This window comes from Mucilaginibacter metallidurans, assembly GCF_003286435.2.
Classification (GTDB): domain Bacteria; phylum Bacteroidota; class Bacteroidia; order Sphingobacteriales; family Sphingobacteriaceae; genus Mucilaginibacter; species Mucilaginibacter gossypii.
Map to the genome: position 1 here is coordinate 4,997,355 of NZ_CP043449.1, position 19,665 is coordinate 5,017,019.

At 43.1% G+C, this 19,665-nt stretch carries 17 protein-coding genes; 10 read left to right on the top strand and 7 right to left on the bottom strand.

Annotated elements, in window-relative coordinates:
* Window positions 1–223: 223 nt before the first annotated feature.
* The 3 genes from DIU38_RS21115 (at window position 224) to DIU38_RS21125 (ending at window position 3,428) form a co-directional block, all read left to right on the top strand.
* Complete coding sequence (locus DIU38_RS21115; RefSeq protein WP_112651400.1) at window positions 224–817, top strand: glycoside hydrolase family 19 protein; 594 nt, start codon at window positions 224–226, stop codon at window positions 815–817.
* 89 nt (window positions 818–906) lie between these two features.
* Complete coding sequence (locus tag DIU38_RS21120) at window positions 907–1,704, top strand: Fic family protein (protein ID WP_112651402.1); 798 nt, start codon at window positions 907–909, stop codon at window positions 1,702–1,704.
* 89 nt (window positions 1,705–1,793) lie between these two features.
* Window positions 1,794–3,428, top strand: a complete 1,635-nt coding sequence (locus tag DIU38_RS21125; RefSeq protein ID WP_112651404.1) for an ABC transporter substrate-binding protein — start codon at window positions 1,794–1,796, stop codon at window positions 3,426–3,428.
* A gap of 171 nt (window positions 3,429–3,599) precedes the next feature.
* Here the strand turns inward: DIU38_RS21125 and odhB are convergent, their stop codons facing one another.
* The 5 genes from odhB to msrA form a co-directional block, all read right to left on the bottom strand.
* Entirely contained in the window at window positions 3,600–5,168 is a 1,569-nt protein-coding gene (gene odhB / locus DIU38_RS21130; protein WP_112651406.1) for a 2-oxoglutarate dehydrogenase complex dihydrolipoyllysine-residue succinyltransferase, read from the bottom strand.
* Window positions 5,169–5,220: 52 nt separating this feature from the next.
* A complete protein-coding gene (locus DIU38_RS21135; protein ID WP_149354142.1) occupies window positions 5,221–8,043 on the bottom strand; it encodes a 2-oxoglutarate dehydrogenase E1 component in 2,823 nt (940 codons plus the stop codon).
* Window positions 8,044–8,215: 172 nt separating this feature from the next.
* On the bottom strand, window positions 8,216–9,517 hold the full coding sequence (locus tag DIU38_RS21140; protein ID WP_112651410.1) for a DASH family cryptochrome: 1,302 nt from the start codon (window positions 9,515–9,517) through the stop codon (window positions 8,216–8,218).
* 260 nt (window positions 9,518–9,777) lie between these two features.
* Window positions 9,778–10,584 carry a 5'-nucleotidase, lipoprotein e(P4) family gene (locus DIU38_RS21145; RefSeq protein ID WP_112651412.1) on the bottom strand — a complete coding sequence of 269 codons (807 nt, stop codon included), beginning with the start codon at window positions 10,582–10,584 and terminating at the stop codon, window positions 9,778–9,780.
* Between the two features lie 270 nt (window positions 10,585–10,854).
* Complete coding sequence (msrA, locus tag DIU38_RS21150) at window positions 10,855–11,400, bottom strand: peptide-methionine (S)-S-oxide reductase MsrA (protein ID WP_112651414.1); 546 nt, start codon at window positions 11,398–11,400, stop codon at window positions 10,855–10,857.
* A 115-nt stretch (window positions 11,401–11,515) separates the two neighbouring features.
* Here msrA and DIU38_RS21155 point away from each other — a divergent pair, with 115 nt between their 5' ends.
* Entirely contained in the window at window positions 11,516–11,908 is a 393-nt protein-coding gene (locus DIU38_RS21155) for a DoxX family membrane protein (RefSeq protein WP_167516241.1), read from the top strand.
* Between the two features lie 426 nt (window positions 11,909–12,334).
* Window positions 12,335–13,102, top strand: a complete 768-nt coding sequence (locus DIU38_RS21160; RefSeq protein ID WP_146750323.1) for a hypothetical protein — start codon at window positions 12,335–12,337, stop codon at window positions 13,100–13,102.
* 85 nt (window positions 13,103–13,187) lie between these two features.
* Here DIU38_RS21160 and DIU38_RS21165 read toward each other — a convergent pair whose 3' ends face one another.
* Window positions 13,188–14,084, bottom strand: coding sequence for a LysR family transcriptional regulator (locus DIU38_RS21165; protein WP_112651418.1), 897 nt, complete (start codon window positions 14,082–14,084; stop codon window positions 13,188–13,190).
* A gap of 99 nt (window positions 14,085–14,183) precedes the next feature.
* On the opposite strand from DIU38_RS21165, the gene DIU38_RS21170 reads away from it, so the two are divergent.
* From DIU38_RS21170 to DIU38_RS21180, 3 genes are all read left to right on the top strand, one after another.
* Entirely contained in the window at window positions 14,184–14,822 is a 639-nt protein-coding gene (locus tag DIU38_RS21170; protein WP_112651420.1) for an NAD(P)H-dependent oxidoreductase, read from the top strand.
* Window positions 14,788–15,078 (top strand): putative quinol monooxygenase, encoded by a 291-nt coding sequence (locus tag DIU38_RS21175; protein WP_112651422.1) that lies wholly within the window; start codon window positions 14,788–14,790, stop codon window positions 15,076–15,078. Before DIU38_RS21170 ends, DIU38_RS21175 begins: the two co-directional genes overlap by 35 nt.
* Window positions 15,079–15,172: 94 nt before the next feature.
* Window positions 15,173–15,457, top strand: coding sequence for a hypothetical protein (locus tag DIU38_RS21180; protein WP_112651424.1), 285 nt, complete (start codon window positions 15,173–15,175; stop codon window positions 15,455–15,457).
* 40 nt (window positions 15,458–15,497) lie between these two features.
* On the opposite strand, the gene DIU38_RS21185 is transcribed toward DIU38_RS21180, so the two are convergent.
* Window positions 15,498–15,821: a hypothetical protein gene (locus tag DIU38_RS21185; RefSeq protein WP_112651426.1), complete on the bottom strand. Its 324-nt coding sequence runs from the start codon at window positions 15,819–15,821 to the stop codon at window positions 15,498–15,500.
* A gap of 174 nt (window positions 15,822–15,995) precedes the next feature.
* Here DIU38_RS21185 and galB point away from each other — a divergent pair, with 174 nt between their 5' ends.
* Together galB and DIU38_RS21195 are read left to right on the top strand one after the other, a co-directional pair.
* Complete coding sequence (galB, locus tag DIU38_RS21190) at window positions 15,996–18,428, top strand: beta-galactosidase GalB (protein ID WP_112651428.1); 2,433 nt, start codon at window positions 15,996–15,998, stop codon at window positions 18,426–18,428.
* Between the two features lie 401 nt (window positions 18,429–18,829).
* Window positions 18,830–19,651 carry an SDR family NAD(P)-dependent oxidoreductase gene (locus DIU38_RS21195; protein WP_112651430.1) on the top strand — a complete coding sequence of 274 codons (822 nt, stop codon included), beginning with the start codon at window positions 18,830–18,832 and terminating at the stop codon, window positions 19,649–19,651.
* The last annotated feature ends 14 nt before the right edge of the window (window positions 19,652–19,665 follow it).

The following is a 19,665-nucleotide window of genomic DNA, read 5'->3' on the forward strand; positions in this document are numbered from 1 at the left end:
CAAAACGGGCACTTTAAAATTTGCTTTATAAACATATTCCTACTTTAGGCCTTTCTCAACCAATGCCGGAATTGCCCTGAAAATCCCGGCCCAACTCTTTGAATATCAGCCTTGGTATTCCAAACGTGAATATTTATATTTACCTAAGTCTTCCATACCTTTTTAATCTGAAACATCCGTTTACAGCAATTAATTTTATTACTAATACCTAAATTTCATTATCATGCCAGGTACAAAAGAATTTTATGACACTATCCGTGCGTCTGTATTTAAAGGCCACATTTTACAAAGCCAGATTGACGGTATCGAAGCCATTTTAAAGGCCGCAGCAGATGCCGGCGTTACCGATCAGCGTAAAGTAGCCTACATGTTAGGCACCGTTTACCATGAATGCGCAGGTACTATGCAGCCGATAACTGAATTTGGCAAGGGCAAAGGTCATCCTTATGGCGAAAAATTTAAAATGGGCGGGGGGCCAGGTCACCGTATCCCTTATACAACGCCCGATCAGCTTTATTATGGCCGCGGCTTTGTGCAATTAACCTGGTACGAGAACTATGACGCCATGGGCAAGCATTTACATCTCGACCTGCTTAACCATCCCGAATTGGCGCTTCAACCAGATATAGCTGCCAATATTATGATTGAAGGTATGACAAAAGGCATGTTTACCGGCGTTGGCTTAGGCAAATATTTTGACACCACCCATGCCGACTGGATCAACGCCCGCCGTATTATTAACGGAAATGATCACGATGTGCTGATTGCAGGTTATGCCAAACATTTTTATAAGGGATTGACCGGTATTGATGCGTAGTAAAGTTAGATTCAGTTGCCAGGTTTATCGGTGCCAGACAACTGAACCACTATATAAAAACTTATAAGTATTTTCGCGTTGTTGAAACGATGGAAATAGTTAACCTGATAGAGAAATATAACGACCTTGGCATAGCCGATGTGATTGACCACAACCGGTTTAACCTCATTTCTATTGACCATCACTCTACACGGATTGAAGGCTCAACATTGACAGAGGTAGAAACACAAGTGCTGATAAACGAAGGGCGCACGCCCAATGGCAAGCCATTGGAAGAAAGCTTGATGGTAACTGATCATCATGCAGCGCTTCTTTTCACCATTGAAAACGCAAGGGCAAAAAAAGCGCTATCCGTTTCTCTTTTAAAGGAGATTAATTCTTTGGTGATGAAGAATACCGGCAAAGTATACAATACTATGCTGGGTACCGTGGATTCCCGAACCGGAGCATTTCGGAAAGGCAACGTCACTGCAGGTATCTCCTATTTCCCGAATTTTGACAAAGTAGAACGGTTGACGAGCGACCTGGTAAAAAGGCTCAATGAATCCATCGGTTCCGCCTTATCTGTTGCTGAACAGTTGAATCTTTCCTTTGATGCACATTTCAATCTCGTAAGTATACATCCTTATTATGATGGCAATGGACGCACCTCGCGATTATTAATGAACTACATTCAGGCATATTATAATCTTCCATTGGCAATTGTGCGAAGCGAAAATAAAGCGGCTTATATTCAGGCATTAATTGATACCCGTCAACAGGAAAATATTGAAGTATTTCGTGAATTCATGGCAGGTGAGTATTCTTTTTTGCTCAATCAGGAAATTGAAAAGTTTGAAGAAATGAAAAAGCCATCCGAAGGAAATGGATTTACTTTTCTATTTTAATTTTAGCCATCGCCGGCAATCAATCATCCCCGCGTAATAATCAGCTATTCATTCACACAGCTAACGCAACATTTAATATATTAGCTTAAATGAATAAGCTGATCACTTACCTTTTTGTACTATTCTCCATTCAGCTTTGTTCCTGCCATACGGATACTTCTCCCGATCAGCACAAAACCGTTTTTAATATCAATCTTGAAGAGGGCCTTACCTCGCTTGATCCTGCCTTTTGCCGTAATCATTATACCATTTGGATGGACAACCAGCTTTATAACGGCCTGGTACAGATCAATGATAGTTTAAAAACCATTCCCTGTATAGCCAAAAGCTGGGAAACATCAGCTGATGGTTTATTATATACCTTCCATCTGCGTAATGATGTATATTTTCATGACGACCCTCATTTTGCAAATGGTACAGGTCGAAAGGCAGTGGCCTCAGATTTTGCTTATAGCTTCGGTCGTTTGATCGATCCTAAAGTTGCTTCATCCGGGTCATGGATCTTCAGTGATAAGGTAAAGGACAAAAGCGCCTTCATGGCACCTAATGACAGTACTTTCCAGATCAGGCTTAAGCAGCCTTTCGCTCCCTTTTTAAGCTTACTCACGGCACAATATTGTTCTGTAGTACCCAAAGAAGTGGTTGAGTTTTATGGCAAGGACTTCAGGAGTCACCCGGTAGGTACCGGCCCCTTCAGGTTTAAATACTGGAAAGAAGGCGAAGTACTGGTGTTTTTAAAAAACGAACATTACTGGGAAAAAGACGAAAAAGGCAACCGCCTCCCCTACCTGGATGCCATCCGTTCTACCTTTATTGCTGATAAGCAGACTTCGTTCCTGGAGTTTGTAAAAAAGAATATCGATTTTTTGAATGATATCGACGGCAGCTATCGCGATGATATCCTCACCAAAGCAGGCAAGGTAACGCAAAAATATAAGGGTAAATTTATACTCAATACCGCTCCTTACCTGAATACCATTTACCTGGGCATGCTGGTTGATACCACTTTGCCCATTGTAAAAAAATCGCCCTTAAAAATACTTAAGATCAGGCAGGCCATCAACTACGCCATCGACCGCGAAAAGATGATCAAATACCTCCGCAACAGTATGGGTACACCGGGCTACGGAGGTTTTGTGCCCGAAGGCATGCCAGGCTTTAACGGCACCGGGGTAAAAGGTTATATATACGACCCGGAAAAAGCCCGTTGCCTACTCCGAGACGCCGGTTATCCCAATGGTAAAAACATGCCCGAAATTACCCTGGCTACCACCGTTGGTTACCGCAGTTTAATTGAGTATGTACAAGGCCAATTGGAACGCATTGGTATAAAAACAAATGTAGAGATAACCCAGGGTGCCAGCCTGCGCGAACTGATCTCCAAAAATGGCATCAACTTTTTTTACGGCTCCTGGATAGCCGATTATCCAGATGCCGAAAACTATCTTTCAGTTTTTTATTCCAAAAATAAAATCCCTTTCGGCCCCAATTACACCGGGTTCAACAACAAAAGGTTTGATGAGCTTTTTGAACAAACCTACCAGGTAAAAGATGATGAAAAACGCTTTGCCATCTACCGCCAGATGGATAATCTGATGATGGAGCAATCGCCCATTGTGGTATTATACTACGATAAACTGGTAAACCTCTATCAAAACAACATTAGTGGCTATAGCCTTAATGGTCAAAATTTATTGGTACTTAAGAGGGTAATCAAGCTTTAGAGAGAGATTAGAGGTTGGAGGTCAGAGATTAGGTTTTTACAGAAGTCGTCCAACTGCTTTGTTATTCTGCCGATTCATGATTTGATTCTAACATCTCGATAAAATACGAGTCACAAAAAAAATCCCGGAGGGAAAACCTACCGGGATCTCTTTTATAAAGTTTTTGCAGGGTTATACACCTAACAACAACCTTGCAGGATCTTCAAGCAATTGTTTAACCCTTACCAGGAAGCTTACCGATTCGCGGCCGTCGATGATGCGGTGATCATATGACAGGGCAAGGTACATCATCGGGCGGATCACAACCTGTCCGTTTACTGCTACCGGGCGCTCAATGATATTATGCATACCTAAAATAGCCGATTGCGGTGCATTAATGATCGGCGTCGATAACATCGAACCAAACACACCACCATTGGTAATGGTAAATGTGCCGCCGGTCATTTCAGGGATAGTCAGTTTATTTTCACGGGCTTTACCGGCAAGGACCACAATGGCTTTCTCAATTTCGGCAAGGCTCATGCTATCAGCATTGCGGATAATCGGAACAACCAAACCCTTAGGGGCAGAAACAGCGATGGAGATATCAGCAAAATTGCTGTATACGATCTCTTCACCCTCAATACGTGCACCAACAGCCGGCCAGTCTTTCAAAGCCTCGGTAACAGCTTTGGTAAAGAACGACATGAAGCCTAAGCCAACACCATGTTTCTCTTTGAATTTATCTTTGTATTTACCGCGTAATTCCATGATCGGCTGCATATCAACCTCGTTAAAGGTGGTAAGCATTGCCGTTTCATTTTTAACCGATACTAAACGTTTAGCAACGGTTTTACGCAGTGAGGTCATTTTCTCGCGTTTTTCGTCCCTGGCGCCACCGGTTAGATTTGCAACCGGAGCGGTAGCAGCAGGCTGAGCTGCCGAAGCAGTTGGTTTAGCTACCGGAGCTTGCGCGCCAAGAGCATCACCTTTAGTGATACGGCCGTCAACACCTGAACCTGATACTGATTTTGGATCAACACCTTTTTCGGCCAATATTTTGGCGGCAGCCGGTGATGGCGTACCTGATGCATAAGTTTTAGCACTTTCGGCAGCTGCACCACCACGCGGCGATTCATCGGTAGCGCTAACTACAGCCGGGGTTACCGGGGTAACTGCAGGTTGTGAAGCACCCGCACCTTCAATAGTACAAACTACAGCACCGATAGGCAATACATCGCCTTCTTTAGCAATAGTTTTTAATGTACCTGCTTTTTCGGCAGTAAGTTCAAAAGTAGCTTTATCTGATTCCAGTTCGGCAATGGCTTCATCCATTGCAACAGCTTCGCCATCTTTTTTGATCCAGCGTGATAAAGTAACCTCGGTGATAGATTCACCTACAGGCGGCACTTTAATTTCAACAGTTGCTGATGCCGCAGCCGGGGCGGCAGCAACAGGGGCCGGAGCAGGTGCGTTCGCTACCACTTCTGGCTGCGGTTGTGCTGCAGGAGCAGCAGTTTCAGCGCCTCCGTCTTCGATATTGGCAACAACAGCGCCAATTGGTAGTACATCGCCTTCATTGGCAACGATTTTTAAAGTACCGGCTTTTTCGGCAGTAAGCTCAAAAGTAGCCTTGTCTGACTCAAGTTCGGCAATAACCTCGTCCATTTCAACGTGGTCGCCGTCTTTCTTTTTCCAGCTCGAAAGGGTTACTTCTGTAATTGATTCGCCTACGGTAGGCACCTTAATCGCTAAGCTCATATTGTAGTATTGTAGATTTTATATTTTTAATGGACAGCATCGGGATAATTAATTAAAAATCAATCAGCCCGGCATCAGCCATTTTCTTTGTTGTTTTTTTAACAGCTTCTTTAACCACTTTACCGGCAGGGGCCTCAAAAGCTTTTGAAACTATGTATAACTGCTGGGCTGCATGCTGTTTAGCAAAACCGGTTGCGGTACTGCTGCCTTCTATCCTTGAAATAACGCTCAGGTTAATTACCTTATCATTATGGAATTTACGGCAAATGTACGGCCATGCTCCCATATTTTCAGGTTCTTCCTGTACCCAGATAAATTCGGCCTTTTCATATTTGGCTTTGATCTTCAAAATTTGGGTAACCGGAGTTGGGTAAAGCTGCTCAACACGTACTATAGCCACATCCTTGCGGTTATCGGCCTGCTGTTTGTCAAGCAGGTCATAATAAACCTTACCTGTACACAACAGCACGCGTTTTACCTTTTTAGGATCAACATAAGTATCGTCTATCAACTCGTGGAACTTACCGTTGGTAAAATCTTCAAGCGGCGAAACACATTTAGGGCTTCGCAACAAACTTTTTGGTGTAAAGATGATCAGTGGCTTACGGAAATCGCGGTGCATCTGACGTCTTAAAATATGGAAAAAGTTGGCAGGTGTAGTACAGTTGGCAATTTGAATATTATCATCGGCACAAAGCTCCATAAAACGTTCAACACGTGCAGATGAGTGCTCAGGGCCCTGACCTTCATAACCGTGAGGCAGCAACATTACCAAACCATTACCACGCTGCCATTTAGTTTCGGCACTGGCAATGTACTGATCAACGATGATCTGTGCACCGTTAAAGAAGTCACCAAACTGAGCTTCCCAAATAGTTAACGCATTAGGGTTTGCTAAAGCATAGCCATATTCAAAACCTAAAACACCATATTCAGATAATAAAGAGTTATAGATACTCAATTTAGCTTCGGGGTTAATGGATGCAAGCGGTGTAAATTCATCTTCCGAATCAACCAGCGTCAATACCGCATGGCGATGCGAGAAAGTACCACGTTTTACGTCTTCACCACTTAACCTGATAGGGTAACCTTCTTTTAACAAAGTTCCGTAAGCAAGCAATTCGCCCATGGCCCAGTCAAACACTTTGGTTTTGTTCACCATGGCACTGCGGTCTTCAAACAGTTTCTCAATTTTCTTGAAGAACTCTTTGTTTGGCGGCAAAACAGTGATCTTATTACCAATCTCTAATATGGTTTCTTCGACTACAGAAGTATCAATAGCTTTTACCAATTCTTTATGGCTTGCCAGGTGCAATCCGCTCCAAGCGCCTTCAAACATGGCAATGGTATCAGTAAACCTTTCTTCAGATTTTACTTCGTCAAGCTTTTGCTGTAACTCGTCTTTAAAAGTTTTCTCGATAGATTTCAGGTATTCGCCATCAATGCTTCCTTCATCAATCAGCTTTTGGTTGTAAATTTTAAGCGGATTAGGATGCGCATCGATAGCTTTGTACAACAGTGGCTGGGTGAATTTAGGTTCATCAGCTTCGTTGTGACCATAGCGGCGGTAGCAAAGGATATCGATAAATACATCCTCATTAAATACCTGCCTGTATTCCATAGCCAGGTTTACTACATATGCCAAAGCTTCAACATCATCGCCATTTACGTGGAAAACCGGCGAAAGCACAGTTTTAGCAACGTCGGTACAATAAGTACTTGAACGGGCATCTTTATAGTTGGTGGTAAAACCTATCTGGTTGTTAATAACCAGGTGAATGGTACCGCCTGTACGATAGCCATCCAGTTTTTCCATTTGTAAAACTTCATATACTATACCCTGGCCTGCAATTGAAGCATCACCATGGATCAGGATTGGAGCGATCTTTGAATGATCGCCGCCATATTTAAAGTCGATTTTTGAGCGGGTGATACCTTCTACAACCGGGTCAACTGCCTCCAGGTGCGATGGGTTAGGGCAAAGGCTCAGGTGAACTTTTTTACCGCTCTTGGTAAGCACGTCGGTTGAAAAACCTAAGTGGTATTTAACGTCGCCCCCAAAAGGTGATTCAGAATCGTAATTTTTACCTTCAAACTCAGAGAATACCTCTTTATAGGTTTTCTCCATGATGTTGGTCAATACGTTCAAACGACCACGGTGGGCCATACCGATGATAAACTCTTCGATACCCAGATCGGCGCCTTTTTTAATTACCGAATCCATTGATGGGATCAACGCTTCGGCACCTTCCAGTGAAAAACGTTTTTGACCAAGGAATTTGGTGCCCAAAAAGTTTTCGAAAGTTACCGCTTCATTCAGCTTGTTAAGCATTTCCTTCTTTTCATCAAGGGTAAAAGAAGGTGTATTACGACGGCTTTCCATCCGCTCTTCAAACCATTTTATTTTAATGGGATTACGGATGTATTTATATTCCGTACCTATTGAACGGCAGTAAGTATCCTCAAGTAACTGGCGGATATCGCGCAATTTAGCGGCACCTAAACCAACTTCAACACCGGCATTAAAAACGGTATCAAGATCGGCTTCGCTCAAGCCAAAAGTTTCAAGCTCCTTGCCTGGGTAATAATGGCGGCGTTCGCGAACGGGGTTTGTTTTTGCAAACAAATGTCCGCGCGATCGGTAACCATCTATCATGTTTAATACATTGATTTCTTTTAAAAAATGTTCAGGAGTAGCTTCGCCAACGGCAGCGGGCGCAATTGCTCCGGCAGCATCGGTATCTTTACCAAAATCAAATCCTTCAAAGAATTTTTGCCATCCAAAATCAACCGATTCCGGTTCCTGTTTGTACTGTTCATATAGGGAAGATATGTAGGCAGCGTTTCCGCTATTTATATAATTGAGACGATCCATGTGAAACTGATCTTTAAAACGGTACAAAAGTAAGCATATACCCCTATATACTTCATAATTAATTGTAAAGAAATTTAACCATTATTAGGCTTATATTACCCCTTGGGGTGAAAACTCAAATTATGGCGTGTTGTTTTGAAACGGATATAAAATATTTTGATACAGATAATATTTAAGCGCTAACCAAATCCCCGGCCTCATCAATGGATGATGGCTGCCAGGTATTCACAAAATCGGTTTTGGCTTCAAGCTCTTTGGGCAGTTTGGTAACTATAGCGTATTTGCTTTCCTTAGCATCGTTAACACCGGCAATAAAGGCCCAGTTGCCCCAATTGCTGGCCGGCGAATAATCAATAAGCTTTTCTTCAAAATAAGCAGCACCCTGTACCCAGTCGGCTTTGAGGGTGTTTACTAAATAGCCCGCTACTACCTGCCGGTTTTGATTACTGATATAGCCTGTAGCATTAAGTTCATGCATTGCTGCATCAATAAGGGGCACTCCTGTTTCGCCGTTTTTCCATTTTTGGAGCAACAGGTCGGCGTCCGGTGCAAGGTCAGTGCCCTGAGCTTCGTCTTTAGCTTTGATAAATTTTTGGCCGTGTTTTTTAAACATGAACCTGAAGTAATCGCGCCAAAGCAATTCAAGCTTTAACATGTTACCATTACTGCCATATTTCTGAATTTCCCAGTAAACCTGCCTCGGCGAAATACACCCTATCGAGATCCAGGGAGAAAGTTTTGAAGAGCAATCAGAGCCGTTACGCCCATTTTTTTGTTTCAGCAGCTGATCTGCATTGGCAAAACACTTATGCATTTGCACCAAAGCCGCTGTTTCGCCCCCCTGAAAATATTCGGTAGCGCGCATATCGTCAACAGGTTCATTTAAACCTAATTGTTGCAAGGTTGGCAATTCGCCGGCATCGGTAACTTCCGGAACACTGATATGATCGGGTTTGGGTACGCACGGGCGAACATTACTGTCACGTTCCACCTTCTTTTTAAAAACCGCGAAACTATCCGGGATATCCTTAATCGGGAAAGGAAGATCTTCCTTATGATACATGGTATGACCGATGAAATGCTTGAGGTTAAGCCTCATTTTCCATAGCGCAGTTTCAACCTGCTCGGAGATATTGGTTTCCTCGTAAGCTACCTCACGGTGATGATAAACTTCATTTACCTGGTATTCCTGGGCAAGCTGCGGGATCACATCGGCAGGGTTACCAATGCGGATGATCAATTCGGCACCAAAACCCTGTAAATTTTTGCGGAGATCAGCAACGGCCTCTAAAAGGAACCTCGCCCTGAAATTCCCTGTTTTTGAAGCCCCCGTTTCGGTATGTTGAAAATAATAAGGATCGAAACAATAAACCGGCAGTATTTTATCAGCCTTGCGTACAGCTTCTAACAAAATTTCGTTATCATTTATGCGCAAGTCATTTCTAAACCAAACCAGAATAGTTCTATCACTCATAGTTAAACAGGGGTTAACTGAATAATAATAATGCAGTATGCAAATTTGCAATTTATTTGCGCTTCATGCACATTTTACCACAAGATTATGACATCACCCAAACATTCAATTATTTTATTAAACTAAGTAAAATGCTGTAGCTATATAAAATAATTACACCTATAGGGGGGATCAGCGTGTAAATATACGTAAATACAGGCAATTAAGTTATATACCTGCCCGGGCGGCTATCCCCGGTCAATCGTTACAGATCGGGAGCTCTATTGATCGGCTTTGATCCTCGCCCTGATCACCGAATCTTTTTGGGCAGGACTAAGCTTGTAATTAAACCGGAACAGTGCCCCCTCAAAATCACCATATGAAGGATTGGGAATAACAATATACCTTTTGCCAAATTCCGTTTGCAGCTTTTGTGTAATGGCTGTCCTGTTTTCTTCAGCCGGGTGATTATCATACAGCAAGTCAAAGTCGGGCAGGTTGTCGCCGCAAAGCAGCAGGATGTTATGTGTTTTTAAAACGTTAAGACGGCGCGCTTCCTTGCTCGATGAAGTAGTTTTCAACTGCAGGTGTTCATCATCGGCATTAGGCAATCCATACAACTGCAGATTTCTCAACGTACTTGCCCGCTCATTTTCATTACGGTTGGTGATGTAAAATATCGTGATCCCTTTTGATGCAGCGTACTTAAAAAAAGCAGGAGCTCCCGGCACGGTATCGGCTATGGCTTTGTCTGTCCATTGTTTCCAGGTGGCATCGCTGTAATCTAAGTTCTGTAAGGCGCGATGGGCATCATAGGGGCTATTATCCAGCACGGTTTCGTCAATATCGGTAACAATAGCCAGCGGTTTATCACCGGGCTTCTTAATCCCTTCGTCAACCCTGAGCTTAGCTATATTATAGGACTGAAAGCATAATGCTTTGTACTCTGCCGCACGCTGCTGCCATAATGAAGCCCAGATCTTACCATCATTGGTAATGCTGGGATTAGGATTGGCTGTTTTTTTAACAGATGAGCAGGCGCTGAATAACAACAGGCCAGATAGTAGATAGCTATAGCTTTTTTTCATATGGGTTGATTAAAATGGGCTGACATGTTGAGTGTTTAAATCCTGGGCTCTGAAGGCGAAATGACATCTCCACATCCGTCATGCTGAACTTGTTTCAGCACCCCACTTGCTAAGTATACTTCATGCGGCTTGTCTTGTGGGGTCCCGAAACAAGTTCGGGATGACGCCATTTTTTAACGTATCATGGGCAATTTATCTCAGCACCTCATACATCCATCGGGGACTTAGCAAGTGGGATCCCGAAATAAATTGGGGATGACCACCGTGTGCTTATAACAGCTCCGGCTTTATTTTATCCTTAAACTCCTTTGCAAATTTATTGAGTTTTGGCTGGATAACAAACGCGCAGTATGACTTGTTAGGATTATCGTTGAAATAATTCTGGTGGTAATCTTCGGCGCTGTAAAATGTACTTGCCAGGGTGATTTCAGTTACGATTGGATCGTCAAAAACCTGCTCATCTGTAAGCGTTTTGATCATCGCTTCCGAAGCCTGCTTTTGTTCATCTGTATAATAAAATATAGCCGAGCGGTATTGTGTGCCCACGTCATTGCCTTGGCGGTTAAGCGTTGTTGGGTTATGGGTTTTAAAGAAAACCAATAGTAATTCATCAAACGAGATCACGTCGGCGTCATACTCCAGGTGAATCACTTCGGCGTGACCGGTAGCGCCTGTACAAACCTGCTCATAGGTTGGGTTTAAAACTTTGCCGCCCATATAACCCGAGGTTACTGATGTTACACCTTTAAGAGATTGGAAAACGGCTTCGGTGCACCAAAAGCAACCGTTGCCGAAAGTTATTTTTTGAATGTTCATATGTCCTGTTTTATCAAAAGTAATGCCTGTTTAAATAGTTAGCTATGAGGCGGATTTGAATATGTCAATTAAATTACTAAACTTAGTGTTTAACCTTATATTAAACCTATTAATTATGAAAATTGCAGTATTAATTGCCCGCGTTTTGCTGGGCCTGGTCTTCGTGGTGTTTGGTTTAAACTTCTTTTTCCAGTTTCTGCATATGGCCCAACCGCCCATGAGCGATAAGGCACAGGCATTTAGCGGCGGGTTATTTGGTTCAGGTTATTTTTTTCAATACATGAAGGTAATTGAAATAACCAGTGGCCTGTTTTTAATTATCAACCGGTATACGGCACTGTTTGTGTTATTGCTGCTACCTATTTCATTAAATATATTCCTGTTCCATGCCATTTTGGCACCGGCCGGTTTGCCAATTGGACTGGCAGTTATCGTTTTAGAGGTATTTTTGCTGTTTGCCTATCGCAAGTATTATGCGAGTATTTTTACGGCCACACCAACAGTATAAGCACCCGGTGATTCTACAGGCTTTATTGGACAATATCCAATGTAACAAATAAGGTGTCCCAATTTTTTGATTCTCCATAAAAAAATTAAAAATTGCCGGCGTTTCTTTTTTTGCAAATAACAAATGTTCCATTTTTCGAGAGTGAAACAGCGGAACGGATTAAAAATGAAACACATTGATAATCAGAAATTTACCGTTTTACCCGAAACACTGTTAAACATTTGATTATCAGCAAATAAACCTTTTAAGCGTATAAATTCAGCGTTTCAGATCCGGGCATTTTTACCTGGATCTTTTTGTTTGTTTTTTGCGTTTTTTTGGAGTTTTTGAAAACACACGCTGCTGATGATCAATGTACTGGCAGTACATTGTCAGCATTATTTTAATCTGGAATTAGTAGTAAAAGCAGCAAAATAAAAGCATAAATTGGCCTGTAAACCTTATCTTATGAACAGATACGCCGCCTTAATTATTTCCTTGGTTTTTATACTTTATTTCGATCATTCATCCGCACAAGATTGGTTAAAAACGGCTGAGGCAAAAGCAGCCAAAAGAGACACCAAAATATATCATCTTACATCCATCGATGGTAAAAATCAAACGGTGAAGATCGTTCCTGACTATGCAAACCATGTGCTTAAAATGATTTGCCTAAAGGATATTATTACAATAGAGGATTTTTGGGGAGAACCTCCTGACATTAGGTTATTGAATAAAAACTTTATTGAGATTAACTATGCAGTAAGAGGCGGATCGGGGGTTGGGTTAGGAAATACTCTGATCATCTGCGTGGAGGGCCAACATCTATACAAGGCCATGCATGTTTTAAGATATCTTACCGGGGAATCCGGCAAACAACAGGAAGAATACCGCATTAAATTACGTTTGATTGGCAACAGTATTAACAACTGCAAATTAAAAGTCAGTGTACATGATTTTGTTGATTCAAAACCTCGCCCTAAAGAAAACTATGCCTATGACAATAACACAGTTTTAGCCTTCGACATGCAGCAAAATGTCTTTTACAGCGTTAAGCAAGACATATACGATCACTTTATCACAACAAGAAACAAGACCAAACAAAAAATTTCAGGTAATTTCCCTATAATCATTTTAGGTAAGGAAACTTATTACTTTATAAATGACAGATGGTATTCCGGCAATCTTAACAAAGAAATGTTTGAGTTTCGATAAATCACATGGTCTTCTTTTGCCACGGCGGCCACAGGCCGCCTTGATAGTTGCCACTCGCCAGAGGCGAGCGGCGGCGATTAGAAGCTTACACCATCTCCCGCTCAAAAATTTCCTGGATCATAGCCACCTGCTCCGCGTAAATGGATTTTTTGCGGGTGCCGAAGTACAAGGTGTTCTCAATTAAATTATATCCTTCCCAAAGCAGTTTGATATTGCCGCTGTCCCGCTCCTTTTTTGAAAGAAAATCAGGGATTACGGCTATACCCTTACCATTACTCAAACAACGGATAATAGAGCCCATGTTAGGGACGATGAAATTAGGCTTAAAATCAGGCCGTTTGCCAAAGTTAATATGCCAGAAGCGCCGCAGGTGTTCCATATCGCCCGATGAGCCGTACCAAGTTTGGGCTTTAAGCCAGGCTTGAATCCGGTTAAGGTCTTTAGTTTTCAACAGTTCATTAAATTCGTCGGTTGGCGTTTGCGCCCCGGCAAGCACCACTATGCGTTCCTTAAAAAAGGGTTTATACTCCAAACCTTTATAATCGCCCTTATGAGGCGTAACGATCATATCGAGGATGCCATTGTCCAGGTCGGCCAGCATTTCGGGGTATTCGCCAAATTTAATGATCACATTAAAAGGCAATGTGGGCAGGTAGGATTCAAGCGTAAACTGAAAAGTTTCAAAGCACATGCCTATACTTATGGTAGGCACGTCCTTTTCGGTGCTTTTATGAAAATGTCGTTCGGCATCCTCCAGTTTACAAATTGCCTCCAGGATATAGTTGTATAAGATCTTACCCCGCTCTGTCGATACCATTTTGCGCGAAGTACGGTCAAACAATTTGTAGCCCACATAACTTTCCAATGAACTTAAATGCAGGCTCACCCCCGGCTGCGAAATAAACAGCGCTTCGGCCGCCCCGGTTAGCGACCCGGTTTCATAGATCGCCTTAAACGTACGGAACCATTCAAAATTAACCATAGTCTATCTATTATAATTATGATACAAATGTATAAATTAAACTATTTTAATAATGAATTAAGCCGCTGTAATTTTGATGAAAATTAAAACAGAAAATAAATGACAAACATATTTGTAATAAACGGCGGACAGATCTTCGGTCACTCCGGCGGAAGATTTAACAAAACTTTATTGGATGCTACCGTGCAGTATTTTACCGGTCATCCGGATTTTGAAATTCGTTCAACCGATGTGAATAACGCTTATGACCCGATGCAGGAAGCGGAAAACTATAAATGGGCCGATGTGATCATTTACCACACCCCGGTTTGGTGGTTCCAGGTGCCGCATGCCTTTAAAAAATATATCGACGAAGTTTTTACCGCCGGGTATCAAAACGGCATTTACCGCAGCGATGGCCGCACCGCCGAAAATCCCGGTGTTAATTACGGCACAGGCGGCTTAATGCAGGGCAAAAAATATATGCTTACCACATCATGGAATGCACCCGTAACTGCATTTACCCTGCCCGGCGAATTTTTCAATGAGCACAGTGTTGACGAAGGTCCGATGTTTGGCTTTCACCGCATGAACGCCTTTACCGGTATGCGGGCTTTAGAAAGTATTCACTTTTATGATGTGATGAAAAACGCTAATATTGAGGAGAACCTGCAACGCTACCAGGAACATTTAAACAAACTATTTACCCAAAACAACCCAAGCCATGAAAATTTACTTAACAGCCTTAGTGAAGTGTAAGGCCGGCACCACTGCCCAAATGAAAGATTTTTTGGATAAGCTGGTTGCAGCATCCCGCCAGGAAGAAGCCTGTTTGCAATACGAGCTATACCAGTCGACAACAGATGAAACCCAGTTTGTTTTTCACGAAACCTGGACCAGCCAGGAAGGGCTTGATCAGCATGTTAAGCAGGAGCATTTCCAGCTGTTCAGTAAGCAGATTGTTGATATTATAGATGGGCCGCTTGGGATATATAAAACCGATAGGGTACATTAAGCGCAGCTCACCATCACCTCATGTCATGAGGAACGAAGCAATGGCACGGAGGCAAATCCGCCCTGTATAGTTCGCGATTGCTTCGTTCCTCGCAATGACGGGTGGACTATACTATAACAAAAACAGCCTCCCGAATTTCATTCGGGAGGCTGTTTTTGTTTACTTACTGCACGTTTTATTGCAATCGCCGCTGGCCTTACAGCTTTTGCTGCAATTATCCAAACACGTTGGTTTGGTGCATGACTTTGCACATTTGGTGCAATGGTTCATCTTGTTATTGCAGCAAGGTGTATTAGCAAACGAAATATTAAATATGGTAAACAGCATCACAGTGGTGATGAAAAGAAACTTTTTCATGATTTTTAATTTGAATTTTTAATAAAAAGATACACTATTGAAAACAGGCAGATGTCTTTTTATCAAGCTTTCGGAGGGTTCCAGCAGGTGTTTTCGTAATCGGATAAATTGCCTGCGAGGTAAGGCAAAGGGGCATTGCTACTAATAATAACGGCAACAGGCCCGGCTTTGACAGGTTCAACTTTTAAAAAGCAGCAATCGTTGCACGATAGCATGGTCATGCACATACCACCGTCACATCCCTTTTGACCGCCATGCTGTTTCTGCGGCATATGAGCCATATGACGACAGCAATTTTTGGTCATGCCATTCATAGGCTCCGCCTTCCCGGGTATAGTGGAAAGGAGCACCATAAAAATTAACATGATAAAGGCGATTGCTTTCATTGAATCTTGAAACGTAATGTTGAAGCAAATAGTATTAAATACCAAGATGCTATTTAATATTTTACATATAATTTAGCATAAGGCGCTCTCCCTGGTTAATTTACACTATTCCTTTGCTTTTAGCCTATTATTTATAATTTAGTGTCCAAAATACATTTAATCCCAAACGATATTATGTCATCAATAAAAACCCACCGCGCCGGGGCTTATAAGTTTGCATGCATCCTTGCCGTCCTGACGCTGGCCGCGTTAAAACCTTTTGCCCAAAACCGGCAGAAACTTGATTTTGATAAAAGCTGGCGCTTTAACCTCGGCGCTGTCGAAAACGGCGAAAAAACAACGCTGAACGACAGCAAATGGCGCGTGCTCAATTTGCCGCATGACTGGAGTATTGAAGGTAAATTTTCAAAAGATAACCCGGCCACACCTGAAGGCGGCGCCCTGCCCGGCGGCATTGGCTGGTACCGTAAAACTTTTACTGTTCCGGCTACATCAAAAGGCAAGCTGGTTTATATTGATTTTGATGGCGTATATCAAAAAAGTGATGTATGGATCAACGGCCATCACCTTGGTTTCCGGCCAAACGGCTATATCTCTTTCAGGTATGAACTTACTCCTTATTTAAACTTTGGCGGCAGCAACGTTATCGCTGTTAAAGTTGATAACTCGGTGCAGCCAAATTCGCGCTGGTACTCAGGTTCGGGCATTTACCGCCATGTTTGGCTGGTTACCACCAACAAAATCGCCATCGATCATTGGGGCACTTATGTAACCACGAGCGATATCAGCGATGCGTCTGCCAAAGTAAATGTACAGGTGCAACTGCATAATAATGAGGTTTCACCATCATTATTTATTAGCACTAAACTTTATGATGCCACCGGTAAAATTGTTGCAATCAGCAAACAGGCTACATTGTCAGCACGGGTTAAAAACGCTGTACTAACTACTGACAATACGCTCACTGTGAAAAACCCGGTGTTATGGTCAGTTGAGAAACCTTATTTGTATAAAGCGGTTACACAAGTTCTGGAAGGCAAAGATGTGATTGATGAATATACCACTACCGTAGGCATTCGCTATTTCAATTTTGATGCAGATAAAGGTTTTAGCCTGAACGGGAAGCCGATGAAGATCTTAGGTGTTTGTAATCACCATGACCTTGGCAGCCTTGGCGCAGCCATTAACAACCGCGCGTTGGAGCGCCAGTTGCAGATGCTCAAAGCAATGGGCTGTAATGGTATCCGCACCTCGCACAACCCTCCGGCTCCCGAACTGCTCGACCTTTGCGACAAAATGGGTTTTATTGTGATGGACGAAGCCTTTGATTGCTGGGAATGGAAAAAGGCCACTTACGATTACCACCTGTATTTTAAAGAATGGCATAAACGCGACCTGGAAGACCAAATCAAACGCGACCGCAATCATCCAAGCATCATGATCTGGAGTATCGGCAACGAAATCCCGCAACAGGCGGATACCAGCGCGTTACGCATTGCGCCTGAGTTGGCGGCTATCGTTCACAGCCTCGATAAAACCCGCCCGCTCACTACGGCTAATGACCGTCCGGATAGCACCAACAAAATTATAAAATCGGGTGCTATTGATTTGGTTGGTTATAACTATCACCAGTTTGATTACGCTAAGTTTCATGACCGTTACCCGGGTAAAAAGTTTATTGCTACCGAAACTACTTCGGGCCTGGAAACGCGTGGTTATTATGAAATGCCTTCGGATAGCATCAGGGTTTGGCCGCCAAGCTATGATAAACCTTTTGTAAGGGAAGGCAACAATGTTTCGGCATATGACAACACCCGACCACCATGGGGATCAACACATGAAATGACCTGGAAGGTGATGAAAAAGTACGACTTCCTTTCGGGCATGTTCATCTGGACGGGCTTTGACTATCTGGGCGAACCAACTCCATATTCATGGCCATCGCGCAGCTCCTACTTCGGGATTATTGACCTGGCCGGCTTTCCTAAAGATGTATATTATATGTACCAAAGTGAGTGGACCAATAAAAATGTGCTCCACATCTTCCCGCACTGGAACTGGCAGCCTGGTAAAATGATCGACATCTGGGCATACTATAACAATGCCGATGAGGTTGAACTTTACCTGAACGGGAAATCATTAGGCATCCAAAAGAAAACCGGCGACGACCTGCACGTAATGTGGCGGGTAAAATATGAGCCGGGAACGCTGAAAGCTATATCACGCAAAAACGGCAAAACCGTGTTTACCCGCGAGATCCATACCGCCGGGGCTCCTGCTAAAATTGAGCTGATTGCCGACCGCTCGCAGATTAAAGCCGATGGTCAGGACCTGTCATTTATCACCGTAAAAATATTGGATAAAGACGGCAACGTTGTACCTGATGCTGATAACAAGGTAAACTTTAAGATTGCCGGCGATGGCTCCATTGCCAGCGTTGATAACGGCGATCCGGTTAGTCATGATCCGTTTAAAGCTGATTACCGCAAGGCATTTCATGGCCTTGCGCTGGCCATAGTACAGGCCAAAGAAAAAGCCGGCACGATAACTTTAACCGCCTCGGCTGATGGTTTGCCAAGCAGTACATTGGTATTGAAAAGCAAATAGACCTCACCCCGGCCCTCTCCAAAGGAGAGGGAGTTTGGACGTAAAAAAACGCACCCCGTCTCTCTGTAGATGGGGTGCGTTTTTTTATAAACCGAAGAGCCTTTAAAACGGAGGGAAAGTTTTTTGTAGAGACGCATAATTGCGTCTCCCGGCGGACAAGCCAATTCAAAAAGCTTCTGATTTCGTTCGAAATTGCATGCGGGAGACGCAATTATGCGTCTCTACATTTAAAACAATCAAAGTCAAACGGTTTCTAAGTTTCTGCCGACATTTGCGCCTAATGACACTTTGATTACCAATTACAAGCCCCTGCGTAAAAATGTATCATTGTTCCCCACTTCTGTATAAATCGCCCGGCTCTAATCAAGCTAATTTTGTCTTATCATTTAAAAACAATAACAATGGCAAAGACAATTTTCATTACCGGCGCATCACGTGGTTTCGGTAAATTATGGGCCGAGGCATTACTGCAAAGAGGCGATAAAGTAGTAGCAACCGCTCGTAACCTGAGCACTCTGGATGATCTGGTAAATAAATATGGCGACAATATTTTACCGCTGCAACTGGATGTTAATGATCGCGCTGCAGATTTCGCAGCTATCAACAAAGCAAAAGAACACTTCGGCAGTATTGATGTGCTGATCAACAATGCAGGTTACGGTTTATTCGGCAGCGTTGAAGAAACTACCGAGCAGGAAGCCCGCGAGCAGATGGAAACCAATTTTTTTGGACTACTATGGTTATCACAGGCAGTGTTACCTGTAATGCGTGAACAAGGCTACGGCCATATTATCCAGCTTTCGAGCGTACTTGGCCTCGTTACTTTACCTGTGCTGGGGTTGTATAACGCTTCTAAATTTGCGGTAGAAGGTTTAAGTGAAACCCTGGCCGCCGAAGTAAAAGGCTTTGGAATAAACGTTTCCCTGATTGAACCTAACGGCTTTGCAACTGATTGGGCCGGCGCTTCTGCCGCGCAAACCGTGGCAATGCCCGAATATGACGCTGTACGGGCGGCTTTCCAGGCTGGCTTAAATGACACCGATATTTTCGGTGTACCGGAAGCTACTACAGATGCTGTGCTGAAGCTGATTGACACCGAAAACCCTCCGTTGCGTTTATTCCTGGGTAAACACGCACACCCGTGGGTTAAACAAACTTATGAAGGCCGTGCTGCTGAGTGGGAAAGCTGGAGCGAGATATCTGCCGCTGCGCACGGTAAATAATATCCTACAGTATA